11 protein-coding genes and 1 pseudogene are annotated in these 16,079 nt (G+C 59.2%); 6 read left to right on the forward strand and 6 right to left on the reverse strand.

All coding sequences use genetic code 11. The annotated features are described in order from the left end of the window. The first annotated feature begins 37 nt into the window (after positions 1 to 37). Positions 38 to 1,192, forward strand: a complete 1,155-nt coding sequence (locus NL528_RS11780; protein WP_309182827.1) for an acetyl-CoA acetyltransferase — start codon at positions 38 to 40, stop codon at positions 1,190 to 1,192. Then, entirely contained in the window at positions 1,189 to 1,641 is a 453-nt protein-coding gene (locus NL528_RS11785; protein WP_309182828.1) for an OB-fold domain-containing protein, read from the forward strand. The genes NL528_RS11780 and NL528_RS11785 overlap by 4 nt, the downstream gene beginning before the upstream one ends. A 147-nt stretch (positions 1,642 to 1,788) precedes the next feature. Here the strand turns inward: NL528_RS11785 and NL528_RS11790 are convergent, their stop codons facing one another. Together NL528_RS11790 and NL528_RS11795 are read right to left on the reverse strand one after the other, a co-directional pair. Further along, positions 1,789 to 2,103, reverse strand: coding sequence for a hypothetical protein (locus tag NL528_RS11790; protein ID WP_309182829.1), 315 nt, complete (start codon positions 2,101 to 2,103; stop codon positions 1,789 to 1,791). Then, entirely contained in the window at positions 2,090 to 4,477 is a 2,388-nt protein-coding gene (locus tag NL528_RS11795) for a MobA/MobL family protein (protein WP_309182830.1), read from the reverse strand. Before NL528_RS11795 ends, NL528_RS11790 begins: the two co-directional genes overlap by 14 nt. A 33-nt stretch (positions 4,478 to 4,510) precedes the next feature. Here NL528_RS11795 and NL528_RS11800 point away from each other — a divergent pair, with 33 nt between their 5' ends. Next, on the forward strand, positions 4,511 to 5,146 hold the full coding sequence (locus NL528_RS11800) for a hypothetical protein (RefSeq protein WP_309182831.1): 636 nt from the start codon (positions 4,511 to 4,513) through the stop codon (positions 5,144 to 5,146). 459 nt (positions 5,147 to 5,605) lie between these two features. On the opposite strand, the gene NL528_RS11805 is transcribed toward NL528_RS11800, so the two are convergent. Both NL528_RS11805 and NL528_RS11810 read right to left on the reverse strand, forming a co-directional pair. After that, complete coding sequence (locus NL528_RS11805) at positions 5,606 to 6,040, reverse strand: hypothetical protein (protein ID WP_309182832.1); 435 nt, start codon at positions 6,038 to 6,040, stop codon at positions 5,606 to 5,608. Next, entirely contained in the window at positions 6,027 to 6,944 is a 918-nt protein-coding gene (locus NL528_RS11810) for an integrase core domain-containing protein (protein WP_309182833.1), read from the reverse strand. The genes NL528_RS11805 and NL528_RS11810 overlap by 14 nt, the downstream gene beginning before the upstream one ends. Positions 6,945 to 8,242: 1,298 nt before the next feature. Here NL528_RS11810 and NL528_RS11815 point away from each other — a divergent pair. After that, on the forward strand, positions 8,243 to 9,004 hold the full coding sequence (locus NL528_RS11815) for a transporter substrate-binding domain-containing protein (RefSeq protein ID WP_309182834.1): 762 nt from the start codon (positions 8,243 to 8,245) through the stop codon (positions 9,002 to 9,004). Between the two features lie 1,162 nt (positions 9,005 to 10,166). Here NL528_RS11815 and NL528_RS11820 read toward each other — a convergent pair. Continuing rightward, complete coding sequence (locus NL528_RS11820) at positions 10,167 to 11,951, reverse strand: class I poly(R)-hydroxyalkanoic acid synthase (protein ID WP_309182835.1); 1,785 nt, start codon at positions 11,949 to 11,951, stop codon at positions 10,167 to 10,169. A 240-nt stretch (positions 11,952 to 12,191) separates the two neighbouring features. Here NL528_RS11820 and NL528_RS11825 point away from each other — a divergent pair, with 240 nt between their 5' ends. Then, positions 12,192 to 12,389, forward strand: coding sequence for a hypothetical protein (locus NL528_RS11825; protein ID WP_309182836.1), 198 nt, complete (start codon positions 12,192 to 12,194; stop codon positions 12,387 to 12,389). A gap of 546 nt (positions 12,390 to 12,935) precedes the next feature. Next, on the forward strand, positions 12,936 to 13,931 hold the full coding sequence (locus tag NL528_RS11830) for an ABC transporter substrate-binding protein (RefSeq protein ID WP_309182837.1): 996 nt from the start codon (positions 12,936 to 12,938) through the stop codon (positions 13,929 to 13,931). A gap of 207 nt (positions 13,932 to 14,138) precedes the next feature. On the opposite strand, the pseudogene NL528_RS11835 reads toward NL528_RS11830, so the two are convergent. Continuing rightward, positions 14,139 to 15,773: pseudogene (locus NL528_RS11835) on the reverse strand (ABC transporter substrate-binding protein). Positions 15,774 to 16,079 lie beyond the last annotated feature (306 nt).

Raw genomic sequence — 16,079 nt, forward strand, 5'->3', positions numbered from 1 at the left:
GGGCCGAACGGGGACAGAGCGCACGCTCAGGGGACGCGTGGCTGTCATCGGAATTGGCGAAACCGAGTATTATCGCCATGGTGCTTCGCCTGATCCTGAATTCAAACTGGCGCTGAAGGCGATCCTTTCGGCCTGCCAGGATGCTGGGCTTGATCCGCGCGAAGTCGACGGGTTCTCATCTTACAGCGATGATCGCAGCGAAGCTTCGCGACTGGCGGCCGCGCTGGGGACGCACAGGCTGCGTACCGCAACGATGCAGTGGGGCGGGGGAGGCGGTGGCTGCTGCGCGGCTGTTGCCAATGCCGCCGCTTCCATCGTCGCCGGTCTCGCCGATTGCGTGGTGGTGTTTCGATCGCTCAGTCAAGGGCAATATGGCCGTTTCGGGCAAACCACCGGGATCGATACCATCTCGGGTGATAAGGCCTATCTGATGCCGTACGGCGTGCTGGCGCCGCCACAACGTTTCGCGATGCGGGTGCAGCGCTTCATGCACGAGCACGGCGTCCAGCAGGAAGCGATGCGCGCGATCGCGCTTGCGTCGTATCACCACGCGCAAGCGAACCCTCGTGCCGTGATGCACGGCAAACCGCTGGATGCGACAAAATATGATGCGTCGCGCTGGATCGCCGAGCCGTTTCACTTATACGATTGCTGTATGGAAAATGACGGCGCGGCAGCCCTCGTGCTGATATCCGAGGAGCGCGCAAGGGAATTTCGCCGAAAACCGGTCTACGTGCTCGGCGCGGCCTTCGGTTCCGGATATCGCACGGGAGCCATCCCTCACAACTCCCCGCTCTACGCCAGTGCAAGTTTCGAAACCGTCGCGCCTGACCTCTATCGCATGGCTGGCCTTGGTCCTTCTGATGTCGGCGTGGTTCAAAGCTACGAGAACTTCACCGGCGGCGTCGTCATGGCGTTGGCAGAGCATGGCTTTTTCAAGCCGGAAGAGGCCAATGATTTCCTCACCCTCGAAAACCTTATTGCGCCCTCCGGGCGTCTCCCACTCAACACCAGCGGCGGCAATCTTGCCGAATGCTACATGCATGGGTTTGAGCTGGTGCTCGAAGCCATTCGCCAGGTTCGAGGTACGTCGACCAACCAGGTGCCGCGGAATGATGTGGCCATGGTGATCGGCGGCCCGATGGTCACGCCGGTTAGCAATCTTCTGTTCGGCTCGGATGCGACGCTATGAGCAAAACGACAGGCCCGTATTATCTTCCTTTGGGCCTGCCAATTCCGGTGGCTGAGCCGGACGGCTTGTCAGCCCCCTACTGGACCGGTTTGCGCCATAATCGGCTACTGGTACAGCGTTGCAGCCATTGCCAGACATGGCAATTCGGGCCGGAATGGGTTTGTCATCGCTGTCACGCGTTCGATCCCGAATGGACTGAAGTCGAGCCGCGCGGCCGCATCTTCAGTTGGGAGCGGGTCTGGCATCCGTCGCACGCGTCGCTCAAAAACCACGGTCCTTACATTGCCGTGCTTGTTGAATTGCCGCACGCCGGCGGCGTGCGGATGATAGGCAACCTGTTGGGCGATCCGATGCAGGAAGTTGTGATTGGAAGAGACGTTAAAGGCGTGTTCGAGCATTATCCAGATTCTGATCCGCCGCATAGCCTTCTGCAGTGGCGCGCGCCCTAGACACGTCAATTTCGGCCGCGCAGTCCACTGAATCTGTCGGATTTTGCCGCAAACTAACCAGTCGTCGACTGACCGCTGTTGGCGCTAAGCGGACAATCCGGGCTTGGCTTGGGCGGCGGCCGACCACCAGGAGCGGTCGCGTTCGATTTAGAGTTCGGTCGCGGGATCAATGTCACGCAGAGCGTGAAGGGGGCGCCGGTTCGTTGTGATCGGCGGCAGCAATCCCCAGCCGGCGGCCCGGACTGCCATCAGATTAAGATCCAGCTCGAATTTGTACAACTCCCACGGCGTCCAATGCTGCGGCTCGAGCTCGACCAGTTCGAGTGGAAGATCGAATTCGTCGAAGTCCGGGACTTCGTCCTGATCGGCAAGATACAGGATGATCGATTTCGTCAGCTCGCTGCTGCACAGGCCAAACAAGCGTTGAACATTCTTCCCACTATCAGGATTATCCGTCGCCACATGTTCGTGGAGGAGCCCATAGGCCAACCTTGTCTGGCCATTTCTCATCACGCGCTGACGAACCTCCTCGGCAAAGCCAACCGGGGGTGGCGGCAGCTCCGGCTGGATCGCGACATCCGCTGGAAAAGGATCGAAATCGTCGAGTATTTTCCGAATCATCGCGTCGCTGTCCGGCCGGAGGACCCGATGCGATGGAGGGGCCGAAGGAAGAGAACGGCGCGCCGCAATGACGAGTTCGGCCGAGGTTCGAGCGATCGTCGGATCGATATAGAGCTGCGTATAGTCGACACGGGTCGCCGCCAGTAGTAGGGCGGACCAAACCCGGTGAGGATCGGTCAGCTCGATGACCATGGCCGTATCGGGCGGCGCGTCCCAGGCATCCCGGATCGTGATAGCGGCGGCGGGGCGGATGGCCGGATCGTATCTGAAATCGATCCGTGTTACGTCGCCCCGACGGTAAGACGTCGATCCAGTTCGCCTTCGCGTCGATGGCGACGATTCGCGCCAACTGATGCGCATCCAGCGCAGCAGGAAGACCGCGTCGTCCGGTGGTGACGACCCATTCACCGAGCGGGAGTTTGACTTCGCCCCGCGGACCAGTGAGTGTTTCGTGTTTTTCGATCGCGCCTGCGCGCACGCTGTTCATCCTGATCGCATCGCTGATGCTCTCGATCCCCCGTGGATCGTCGATGACTGCGAGCGGTGCGGTGTCGCCGACGTGGATGTCCGGACGCGAGCGGAAATTCAGAAGGTCGAGGTCGGCCATCGTCGCGATGGCACGACGCATCAGGCCGGAACGCAGCAATCGCTCGATCTCGCGCGCTTGGTCCGCGTGCCGAGGGATGGCAGGCTCGAAGGCCGGCCGGGCCGACCGATCGGCGATATCAGCGGCGAGATACCTGCAAACGATGCCGGTCTCGCGGCTTTGGTCATGGCCGAGAAATAGCTTCGATCCAGCGCGATCCACCGCAAGAAGCAGTCGAGCCAACCTTTGATCGTCGACCAGCTCGGCATGTGGGACGATGATGGCGCGTCCGGCCTTCATGCGAACGTCCTTTTTGCGGCTTGCGCGCTTGTCGGACTCGCCCATGACCATGTCGAGCGTGCCAACCACCGGGTTGTGTTCCGCGAGCGCATCGGCGATCGCGCCGCAGTCGGAAAGGGACCGGCCCAGGATCAATGGTGGATCGCGCCGCTGACCTTCGGACGCAAATTTGTCGGAGAGTTGCGCAACTACAGCATCGTGATTGGGCCCGGTGACGGCGATCATCTTGTCGCCGGCACGATCGATGATCTCCACCGCCCGGTAGATGAGCCGCGCCATGCGCCGGGTCGTCACATAACGGGGCTTTTGCGCTCCCGTCGTATCGACCAGCGTAATAACGTTTTGGTCGATCAGAATTCGATCCACCTGCGCGAGTCTGTCCTCATCGTTGTCGATGAATCGCGCGCACAGCCGGTGCAGCTCGAGCACCCGGAGGGTCGAACGTCCTCTCAACAGGATCTCGATCAGGTGCGTGGGGCTTCCTTTGATCAGACGGATGTTGGCGTAGCGTTTTTCCAGGCGATGATTGTTCACCCACTGGGTGGTCAACTCGTCGGGAATTTCAATGTCGAGATGCCGCTCGGGCGCCGGCGCGAACGGGTCGACCACGAGTTCTATCCCGCGCTCGAGGAAAAAGCTCTGCTGGGTTTCCCAGGCTAGATCCGGCCAGCCGGTTCCTTCCACAACGTTGGCTTCCGCACCGTGAGTTCGGAAGCGGGCGAACAGGTCCGGAATCTTCAGACCGAAGGTCCCATCGGGATTTATCGAACGGAAGCCGATATCCCCGTGACCGTGACGATTGATCGGTGCCTGGTGGATCGCGATGTGGATCGGAACGGGATGTGAACGAGAGGCAGAAACAAGGATCCTCCGCGCGATCACACTTGCTTCGTGGAGGGATGTTTCGAACTCGGGAGGCAGAGCGATAATGACCGACATCACGACCTGCGGTAGGCGCTCGCGTTTCCACAATGGCGTCCGAACCTTCCGGATCTCGGCCATGTCGAGCGCGAAAGCAAGAGCAGCAGGGTCGGCAAAGGCCTGAGGGGCATGCGCAGGCAGCACCACCTCGACGTGAGCGAGATCACGGCGCAGGTGAGCATAGTCAAAAGGCGGTATGCCGTCGCGCGGGTCCGTCATGATGGTACGGCCCACATAGGCGAACTCTCGCGTCGCACCGTCATTCTCGGTGAGCGGAATCGGCCTAGCTCTCGCGAACGCAATCGCCACCAACGTATCCTTTTCCCAATTTAGTATATTGAGCGTCCCAGAGTTTTTTGAAAATCGCAAGCCGCGATCAATTCGCCTTTGGCGTTTTTCAACATCCATGGTTTCGTATTGTCGTGGATGGAGGACGATCGCATGAAGAAGACCGCCAAACTCGCTCGTGAAATCGAACACGCCCAGGCCAAGATCGCGCTGCTTTGCCAAGAGCAAGCGCGCATCGGTCAGGAGATTTCGCATCTGGTCGCAACGAACAAGGCGAAAATGATGGAGCTCGTGGGTGCCACCGTTGAACGGTGGGACCTCAGCCAAGTGCCGGTCCAGGCCCTCCTGTCGTCGCTATCGAAGCTGAGCCAGGACGTCGTCCACGACCGTCCGAACCTTGCGGATGTAGCGAATATCCAGACTTTCGTGCGGTTCGGCCGCAACGCATCGGCCTCGAACCGTCAGAGGCTCGAGGCGGCGGGCCTCCACTGGAACGGGCGCGAAGGCGGGTGGGTGGGGAAGGTCACCGAGACCGAACTCGCCGTGCTCCGTCACGCGTTTGGCGCGCGCGTGGAGAAGCCGGAGCACGTCCGTGCGGAGGACAACTCGGGCATGTCTCCAGAAGACGCTCAGGGCGCGCTTTCCGCCGACGTGGAGGCCATGGTCACGTCGGCCGAGGAAAGGCAGGGGCAGGCCGCGACGGCAGCGCCGGAGGAGCAGTTCAATGCGATGGCTACGTTGCGCCCGTCGTCGTTCGGTTTCCCGCTGCGCCGCCCGACCTTGACTTGAGCGTTGCCAAACTGTGCCCGAACGGCGGATGTCCTAAGTCATGCGGCGCCATGCTGTGCCCACGTCGACGCTTTCGTTGTCACTGATGTTGTTTTGCGCACATGTTCCAGTGCGCGCCCGGCAAGCTTGCAGTGTGCTGCACTGAGGTGCTCTACATCCCCTGTGTCGCTCCGAATTCCTGAGTTATTTCAGTGACCGGCAGGCGGCCTTGATCTGGCTCAGTACCCTCCCGCCCCAGGCAGGCGGCCGACCACCCCCGGAAAGCGCTGGAAAATCGGCCTGACTGGGGAGCCTGATGGACGGCTCTGCGATACATTCCCTGCTGCGCAGGATGTCGCGTTCCGATGGCTGTCCACATCCCTCGCCGCGAGGCTAGCTACGACACCTGAGATCCTGTATCACGGACACCAGACACAGACGACGTCGCGCGATGCGATTCATTGTTTTCGTTGAAGAAATCTAGCTCTTGGTAGCGGCTCCCTCTCTCGCTACCATCTTTCCCCACACTCCTCGAACGTTGTGGGGGAATGCCTGCTCGCCAAGCAGTGCGTTCAGGCGTCCGACAATCTCAACAGTCACCCCTGTCCCTATCGCAAACTCAATCTGACTAGCAGTTGATCGAGAATCGGGCGATGCTGTTGCCGGATGAGAGATCTTGTCAGGCTCATTGTTTGGATGGTCGTAGATCAGTTTCGGTCGTGGGCAGCGCTCGAGGCGGAAATTCTGACGTTGCGGTAGCAGATAAACGTTCTGCGGCGAACCGCTCCTAAGAAACAAACCTTCAGCTCCATCGACCGATTGATTTTTGTTTGCCTCTATCGGCTTGGCGTTCGCCATGCGTTGGCGATTGTTAAGCCGGAAACCGTTGTGCCTGTCGAAATCAAATCCGGACATATTGGTGGTGCAGCCCGCCGAGAATTGGGCGGCAAAGAATCTGCCCAGCCCGTTCGACGGCGCGCGAGAACGGCGCATCCTTCTCCAAGGAGAGATGCGTGCGCGTGCCATTGTAATATTTCATGTATGACACCAGCAGGTGACGGAGGTGGCACTCGCCGAGCACGACAACGTGGTCAAGGCATTCCCGTCGGATCGAACCGATCAGGCGTTCGGCGTATCCGTTTTGCCATGGGGAACGCGGCGATGTCGGCTGATCGCGAATGCCCATTGATCGAATCCGTCGGATGAAAACTTCACCATACGCGCCATCCCGATCGCGGATTAGATAGCGGGGAAGCTGCTCCCATCCGCAGGCTTCTGTTATCTGGTTTGCGATCCATTCCGCGGTCGGATGCGTCGTTACTCCGAACCATATGACCTGTCGTCTGCCATGCCCCATGATCAACAAACCATAGAGCAGACGGAACGAGATTGTCGGCACGACGAACAGATCGATCGCGGCGATACCGTCGGCATGATTGCGGAGGAACGTCCTCCACCCTTGGGACGGCGGACCTCTCCGCTTGGCCATATATTTAGCCACGCTCGTCTGTCCGATCGCGATGTCGAGCTTGAGTAGCTCTCCATGGATCCGGGGCGCTCCCCACAGAGGATTGGCAATGCTCATCTCGCGGATCAGTCTGCGTATTTCCAGCGGAACTGGTGGCCGGCCACCACGAGGTCGCGACTTCCAGCGCCAGTACAAACGGAAACCCGCACGGTGCCATTTGACTACGGTCCCGGGCCTAACAATCGCAAGCGCATCAAGAACGCGAGGGAAGAGACGATAGAGACCAACGAACACCAATCGGTCGATGGCACCGAAAGGTTTGTTTCTTGGGGGCGGTTCGTCGCAGAACAATGATCTGCTGCCGCAACGTTAAAATCTCTGCCTCGATCGCTGCCCGCGACCGAAACAGATCGACAACCGCCCAGACAATGAGCCTGACAAGATCTCTCATTACAGATCAGCATCGCCCGATTCTCGGTCAACCGCCAGCCAATAGGTTTGCGACAGGGACACCAACCAGAGGCCGGATACATTGATGCAAGACCGCATCTGCCAGGTTGACGAAACCTCTTGCAACGCGCGGCCGGACCATACATAGGGTCAAAAACGGTCCTGACGCCCTTAAAATGGGATGTCTGTTTTTCTCCCGAAAGCAGACATCGGTCAGCGGCGCTGCCGATTGCGATGTCATCGTCTACTACGGTCGAGCGAAGCTCACTGACAAGCACCTCGCCTCCAAGATCCATTGCGTTAACAGCGAGATTTTCGCATGGCTGGAGCGCCGTGAGCAACGGCGTAAGGGGAAGCAGCCACCGTCACGTTGCAGAGCGATAGATAATCCAGATTACGACGAGAGCCGCCAGAACGAGTATCCAATTGGAAATTTGGGTACCCGCTATCGATGTTTTCCGGCTAAACCATTCCATGGCCTTCCTCCCAGCTAAGACCGCCTCACTTGGGCGGCCTCCCACGCCTTCAACACCCCGACGATATCACCGATTTCCCAAAGCCGCTCGGTTACCGTTGCGGCCATGGCCTCGCATTCTGGCCACACGCAAAAAGCCGCCAAGGTCTCCCTCGACGGCTCGTGCCGTTTCGTTTGCGTAGAGGTACTGTGTCGAGCGGTGCTCGAACGCAGCCCGTGCTCGCTCTTATTTGGACGCACGCGACCTTCAATGAGGCCGGTGGGTGCGTTGCCAGTGTGTCGGGCCAACGATCCCCGATTCCTATGACATGTGACTGGCGGCGATGCTCTTCAAGCCAGCACTGCTGTCCCATTCGATGAAATGGCAAAAGCAGGTTTTCAATTGAGCGCCCTTCGATCATCATCAGCGATCAAGGTCAGCAACTGATTCACCACAACGCCCGAGGGCAAAGCTCTCAAAGAGCAGTATCAGGGGCAAGCGAGAGCACAGTGGAAAGGGAAGCCCTTTGAGGGCGAGATAGATCGACGTTAGTTCGCCAGCTTGATGCGATCATTGACACCCCACCTAGCGGTGACCCTGACACTTCCGTACCGGTGGAGGAGCCGTCCACAGCATCAGAAACGGGCCTCGGACCATCAATTCCGTTGAACAGGATACTGCCTAGTTTCCCTGATAATCATGGGCGGGTAGAGTAGCGATTGAGTTTTTACAGCGGCCGCGCACATGAAACAAATTCTTCTCTCGATTACATTGCTGGTGGGCTTGTCTGGCCTGGCATTCGGGCAGACGACGCCCGCGTTGGAGATCGCGCCGGGCGGGAAGCTGCGCGTTGGCACGATTGCCATCACGGTGATCGGTGGCGTGGCCGAGCCCGTCGCGAGGTTCATCGGACAGAAGCTCGGCGCGGCCGTTGAACCGGTGATGTATCCGAACCCCGAGGCCTATCTACAAAGCTTCGGCAAGGGCGAATGGGACATCGTCATCGCGGCACGCGTCCTTGTTCCCGCGGACAAGGCCGATTCCATTGCGGACCTTTGGGTCATCAGCCTTGTCTATGTCGCCGCACCGGGAAAGGAATTTCCCGATATCGCCTCCGTCGACAAGGCAGGTGTGAAGATTGGCGTCATCCGCGGCGCTCCCTCCGACCGCGTGTTGACGCGGGAGATCAAGGCCGCCGAGATCGTCCGCATCCCGCTAAGCCCGACCATTGCGGCTGACGCAGCGGACCTGCTGCGCTCCCACAAGGCGGACGTCTTTGGGGCGGACTCTGGCGTTGGGTATCCTGTCGCCGAGGCGTTGCCTGGCGCCACGATCGTGCCGGGCGCCTTTGCGATGGTTCGCGTGGCAGCCGCGCTGCCGAAAGGCCGCTCTGCCGCAGCGCAGGCCGCGCTCGCGACAATTCTAGACGAAGCAAAGCAGAGCGGCGTGGTGCAGAAGGCAATCGACGCGAAGGGCCTCAAGGGCGTGAATGTCGCGACGAAATAGAGAGACGCAACGAGGCCAACGAGCCAATCGAGCCCTTTGATGAAATGTTGCCGCGGGGCTGAGTGTGTTACTCGCGGCGAAGTCCGCTGTGGGTGTGCGCCGTGAAAAGGCGGCGCTTTCCAGTGGGTGCAAGCCCCACCCGGCAACCGCTCCAGCCGGAAGCAATCGGGGCAGTCATGGAGGTAACGAAGTGGCTGAAGCCTTCAATTAGCGTGTCACGAATTGGTGACAGCGCGAGTGTGCAGGCCGTAACGCGAGTGAACGCCGAGCAAGCCTCGAAAAGGACAATGCGCAGGCCGACCCGACGACCCTTTCGGGGAAGGCTGATACGACTGGGTGAAGTGAGCGAAGCAGTACGCCCAGACGCTGCGCCGGGGTAGTGGCGACAGCATGTACACAAGGAAAGCGTACGAAACACGGGAAGCCCCAAAGCGTGGTCAGCGAGGACCAACCGGAAGCCCGTGAGGGACAGGCCGGGCGCCTTGGGGTGGCGGAGAGGTTCGTAGTACCGCTAAAGCCGGGTAACTCCGGTGGAGGGAAGGGACCTCAGTTCAAGACAGACGCAATACGTGGCGAAGGACCTGGAGATTGGGCAACCTATCAACTCCGAGGAGTGTTCAGAAACTGCAGACGGCGTTGCACGCGAAAGCGAAGGCGTGAAGTCTTGTCCGAGAGCCGGATGCGGGAGATCTGCCTGTCCGGTTCGATGAGCGGGATGTGGAAACGGAGTCACGGCTGAACCACTAAGGCACCGCCAGACGAAAGAGGCGGCAACAGATATGTTCTACCTAAAGCCACCGCGCCACATCTCGACTCTACCAAAAGCTGAAAAGCTCAACGGGAGCATATGTTTTCCGCTCTGCCCCCAACAACGGACATAGGGCGGCCACGGCGGCATGACCGAAAAGTGCCATCAACGGAAGTGCTCAGCGAGAATTCTGCCCGATTGCGACATATGCCACCTGCGAGAAAATGGACCTGCCACCATCGAGCATCGTTTGGCGTCGACAAGGTCATGGTCTTACGCGACCGATGAGATGACCGCTTGGCCCAACGCATGTCTGCTGATAAATTAAATAAGGGCTAAGCGGACTCGACACGGATGTCGCTTCTGGTCAGTTCATGACCCGCCGAAGAAATCGGTAAGCCGCAACTTTGTTTTCTACGCTGCCCATCTCACCCGCACGTAAGAGCCCGGCGCGTCTTCGATAATCGTGAGCTTGCCACCGCCAGGTTCACGCGCAGGAACGCGGCCCGAGTCGAGTTGCGTTACCCATTCGTCCCAGACCGGCCACCACGACCCCAGATGAGGCGTAGCGCCAGCGAACCATTCGTCAGGGCTCGGCGGTAAATTGTCGTTCGCCCAGTGGTCACACTTGCTGCCTGGCGCGCTGATCACGCCAGCCATATGGCCCGAAGCCGACAAGACGAATTTGACCGGCCCGGAATACAAGCGGGTCGCCGCATAGGTCGATTTCCATGGCGCAATGTGGTCTTCGCGCGTAGACAGGATGAAGGTCGGCGTCTTAATTGTCGACAGATCGATCGGCGTACCGGCGAGGCTGATCCCACCAGACCTTGCCAAGAGATTCTGCTGATACATCTTACGCAGATAGAACGAATGCATTGCCGCTGGCATCCGTGTCGAATCGGAATTCCAAAACAAAAGGTCAAAGGGCATTTGTTCCTTACCGAGCAGGTAATTGTCGACGACGAAAGACCAAATCAGGTCATTCGCGCGCAACATATTGAACGCCGTCACCATATCTTGAGCTTCCAGATACCCGCGCTCCTGCATCCGTCTTTCGAGAGAAACTAATTGCTCTTCGTCGATGAAGACGGCCATGTCACCCACGTCGGTAAAATCGACGAGCGTCGCGAAATAAGTGGCACTTGCGATACGGTCGTCGCCCTTCGCGGCCAAATATGCAGCCGTTGAGGCGAGTAGAGTCCCGCCGAGGCAATATCCAATCGTGTTGACGTTGCGCTCTCCGGTCGCTGACTCGATCGCAGCTAGCGCCGCTAAAGGTCCCTCGAGCATATAATTTTCAAAGCTTTTTTCAGCGAGCTTCTGATCGGGATTTACCCAGGAGATAACGAATAGCGTGTGGCCTTGATCGACCGCCCATTTAATGAAGGAATTCTTCGGCTGTAGATCGAGAACATAAAACTTGTTGATCCACGGCGGCACGATGAGCAGTGGCCGCCTTCGGACTTCTTGCGTCGATGGCCTGTATTGAATCAATTGCATGAGCTCGTTCTGGTAGACGATTTTTCCTGGAGTCGTTGCGATGTTTTCGCTGAGGCGGAAAGCCTTCAGGTCCGTCATCGTAATCGAAAGCCGACCATTGCCGCGTTCCAGATCGACGAGAAGATTCTCCAAGCCACGTAGCAGGTTCTGCCCGCCAGACTGTAGGGTTGCGGTGAGGACCTCCGGATTTGTTGCGACGAAATTGGAAGGCGACAAAGCATCGACGAATTGGCGAGTGTAGAAATCGACCTTGCGAGCGGTGGCGTCGTCCATGCCTTTGACTTCGCGGACTGCCGAAAGAATCGACTTCGTAGCAACGAGATAGCTCTCTTTCACAAAGCTGAAGATGACATTCTCGCTCCATTCCGGATGCTTGAAGCGTTTATCTTTCGGCGCATCGGCTTCGTGTGCACGCAGCATGAGCATGCGTTGGGCGGCTTTTTGCCAAACTCTCAAAGTGTCGTTAAATAGATCGATCTGAGCGCTCGCGACCACCGCCGGGTTGATCATCATCTTCGTCATGAGCTCGAAAAAATCGAACCCGAGGCTCGCCGTGTCACCAATGCCAAGCTTGATCGCGGCCGGCTGATTAGACAGGAAACGTTGCATCAATGTCTGGCTTTGTTTCGCGATTTTCTGTAGTTGCGCCGCAAGGACGAGCGGGTCCCACGTGGGCTGCATCAATTTGTCGGCCATATTTCTCCCCTGGGGGTTGTCAGGCCTGTACCAAGAGCGTTGGCTAGTTCTGAAAGACGCGGGGCCGTCGCCCTAGGGTAGAGCGGCGGTCCCTTATCGCGGGGTACGCATGGCCGGTTTGATGGAGCTCGGCCAAAATCCGCACGACTATCGACACGCTAAAACTTGAAATGCGACTGGCAATTGAAATTTCGAAGTAACCCCTAAGTGCGGCACTGTCGGAACCTTTCAGCATCGGACATGAGCAAGGCGAGGTTCATCGAAACGGCGAATCATATCTATCCATCAACCTCGTGTTTACCAAACATCGTTTTCGGGCAGGCGGTGGTGGGCGCGTCCCTCGACGCCTATCACTACAGCTGTCCGCCGGTGCTCCTGCTGCTCACCACGCCGCTGGCGCTCATGGCCCCGTGCCTGGCGGATTGCTCGGCCTGCTGATCTACAAGCCGCAGCTCGGGCTGCTGATCCCGGTTGCGTTGCTTGCGGCGCGGCATTGGCGCGCCTCCGAGGTGTCCTTAGGTGAACGCGATGTCGCTTATTGGCACGAAACGGACCAGCCGGGCCGGTTAAATTATGTCCGTTGTTCGGAGTAAACCAGAAGTGGCCGGCACAGGGTCGAAACGGCGCCCGGCGCCGAGCGGAGCGAGTGGGACTCTCTGACCCTGCTTGAGCATCACTCCGACGGTGAACGAACCCGACGCATGTTCGAAGAAGCCAACGCTCGTTTCGAGGCAAGCAAGCGCGTCCCTGGAAGCTGAAGCGCGCGGATGCGGGCCGATGACCGCTCGTGGCACGAAACAGACGTGCTCACTCGTTTCGCCTAGGTCCGGTGTTGAGGGTAAAGCGGACTCTGTGCGGACATGCGAAATTGGTAGCGTTTGACCCAACTGAGACATGGGCGGCTCCAGACCTTCGCAGCGCAAAAGCATTGTTCGTTCCTTGGTCAAGCGTGATATCCTCCCCTGACCCCCGTGGGAGGGTCACATGGCAATTCCCACCCGACGACGAGAATTTATACTCGCACTGAGCGGCGCGGCGGTCACTTGGCCGGGCGCAGCGCGGGCGCAGCAGGCACCGATGCCTGCGGTCGGATTTCTGCACTCGGCGTCAGTGCGAAATTACGAACTGCAGGTGAACGCCTTTCGCGAGGGTCTGGCCAACGCCGGCTATGTCGAAGGCCGAAATGTCAGGATCGAATATCGCTGGGCAGAAAGTCAGCTGGACCGACTGCCGGCGCTCGCCGCCGACCTGGTCCGCCGCCCCGTCGCGGTGATCGCGGCCTGCGGCAGCCCGACAGTCGCACTGGCGGCCAAATCGGCGACCACATCGATTCCAATTGTGTTCGAGACCGGAGCGGACCCCGTGCAGCTTGGGCTGGTCGAGAGCCTCAACCATCCGGGTGGTAACGTCACGGGCTTCACGAACGTCGGCGGCGAGCTCGCCGCAAAGCGCGTGGGATTGCTGCGAGAGCTCGTGCCATCTGCGGCATCGATTGCCGTTCTCGTCAATCCGACCCGGCCCGGGGCCGATGCGCAGGTGGCGCAGGTCCAGGAGGCGGCGCGCGCGATCGGGCTGCCGCTACACATCGTCAAAGCAGCGAGCGAACACGATCTCGATGCGGCTTTTTCGAGCCTGGCCCAACTGAAAGTCGGCGGGCTCGTCATAACTGCCGATGCACTCTTCACTGATCGGCAACACCAGGTCGTTGCACTGGAGAAGCGTTACGCGGTCCCCACGATCTACGAATTTCGGCATTTCGTGGTGGCCGGCGGACTCCTGAGCTATGGCCCTGATCCCCATGACTCGTATCGCCAAACCGGAAACCTTGTCGGTCGGGTTCTCAAGGGCGAGAAGCCCGCCGATCTTCCCGTCATGCGGCCGAGCAAGTTCGAGCTGGTCATTAACATGAAGACCGCGAAGGCCCTCGGCATCGAGGTGCCGAATTCGATGCAGTTGCTCGCCGACGAGGTGATCGAATGAGCGCCCTTTGCTGCGCTGCGTAAGTCCGGAAATGGCACGTTTGAGACATGCCGACTGAGGCCGGCAATGTCTGCTTTCTGGGCTATTTCGGAAGTCCCGTTTCAGGCTCGTCAGGACCGGTTTTGACCCCTACCTGACGTTGGCAATCACCGCCACCCCGGCAGGATTGGCTGGATTAGCGCCGGCGTTCTTTGTGAGCGGATCCATCTACTTGTCGAGCCAGACATCCTCCATGCGCCAGCTGTTAAAGACGCTGTTGACCATGATCGTCAGACCTTTGACGTAGGGGCGCTCGCAGGTACCGCCGCGGCGGTAGAAAATGATCGGTCGCGCACCGTCGTTGGCCAGCTTGCGCTCGATCGTCCATAGGATCTGCTTGCGCTTCGCCGGGTCAGCTTCGCGCGATTGGGCCTCGATCATCTTGTCCATCTCGGGATTGCAATAGTTGTCCCAGTTGAGGTTTGAGCCGCAGCCGTAGAACAGCTGCACGGTCGGGTCGGGATCGGGCCCCGCCGTCTGCAAGTTGAGTGCGACCGTGTATTCCTTGCGCTGGATCTTCGGGAAGTATTGCGCCGTGTCGACGAGCTCGAGTTCGCCGTCGATGTAGATCTGGTTCAGCTGAGCAATCAGCAGTACCGCCGGATCGCGATACATCGACCAGTCACGCGTTGTCACCTTGATCTTGAGCCGGTTGTCGGGGCCGTAGCCACGCTTTCGCACCAGGGCGAGGGCCTCTTCTCGGTTCTTCTGCACATCGAGGCCGTGCCCCGGCAGGTCGGCGATCTGTTCCGGGGGCATGCCCCACAACCCGGCTGGAGATGGCTGCAAAATGCCGCCGATCTCGCCTTCGCCCTGGCCGAGCGTGTCGATATAGGCCTTGCGGTCGATCGTCAGCGACATCGCCCGCCGCAGATTGGGATTATCGAACGGCGGTTGGGCACGGTTGATCAGCAAGTGGGTGCTAAGGGTGCCGGGTGACAGCTCGCACACCGCGTCCGGCACCCGCTTGCGCATCTCCTAGTAACGGGGAACTGAAAGTTCAAACGGGAATGTCATATCGAACTTCCCGGAAATAAACACCAAGTCCGCAGTCGCCGGCTCTTGGATGATCGTGTATTCGATCCCGTCGAGATACGGCCGGTCCTTCTTCCAGTAATCCGGGTTGCGGGTGACTTTAATGCTGTCATTGGGCTTGAACTCGACGAACTTGAACGGGCCGGTGCCGATCGGATGCTGGCGCATCTGTGTCGCAGAGCGATGACAGGGATAGATCGCCGAGAAACCGCCGGCAAGCAGCATCGGGAAAGCGGGCTGCGGCCGCTTCAGTTTGAAGGTGACCTCGTAATCACCGTTCGTCGCTACGTCGATTAAGTTCTCATATCCAGTCTTGCGCGGGTTGAGCCGCAGCTTGTCGGGCAGCTTATCGAGCAGGAGGTCCCAGGTGCACTTGACATCGGCGGCGGTGAACGGCTTGCCATCATGCCATCTGACGTCTTGACGCAGCTGGAAGGTCAGCGCGGAGTCATCCTTGTTCCACGCCCAGCTTGTCGCCAGATCGGCGACTATGGTCTCAAGGCTGACCTGCGGCTTGTGCTGGTCGAAGACAATGAGATTGTTGAAAACGCCCATCATCGGCATCTCGGTAAAGATGGTCGCCGACTCGTGGATCGACATGTTGGCCGGGCTGCCCGGGCTCGCGAGCCGCAGGATGCCACCGCGCTTCTGCGCCCAGGCCGGATGGCCGGCAGAAAGCGCCAACACCAGTGAGCCCGCTGCAATCCAACGCAAATACTGCTTCACCGGACTACTCGCCGATAGATGCAAGCGGCGTGAAAATTTCATGACGGTACCCAAGCGTGGCCACGCAATTGAGTACGTGCAATTGTGAAGAATAAAGCTGCGACGCCTGCCGACAGCACCAGCGCTCCCTCTTGCAATTCCCAGGGATTTCGGCACGTCCCGGTGGCAGCTCTTGAACAAAAGAATACATCGATTGCCGGAATGCTTACAAGGGGCGCGATGTCTCCTGTTGGCACGAACCGGACCAACTGGGACGGTCTGTTGATGTCCGTTGTTCGGGGTGAACCGGAAGTGGCTGGCAGAAGGTCAAAACGACGCTTTTGACCGTGTGCCCCGAGGGCGCGAACT

This window comes from Bradyrhizobium sp. Ash2021 (assembly GCF_031202265.1).
Classification (GTDB): domain Bacteria; phylum Pseudomonadota; class Alphaproteobacteria; order Rhizobiales; family Xanthobacteraceae; genus Bradyrhizobium.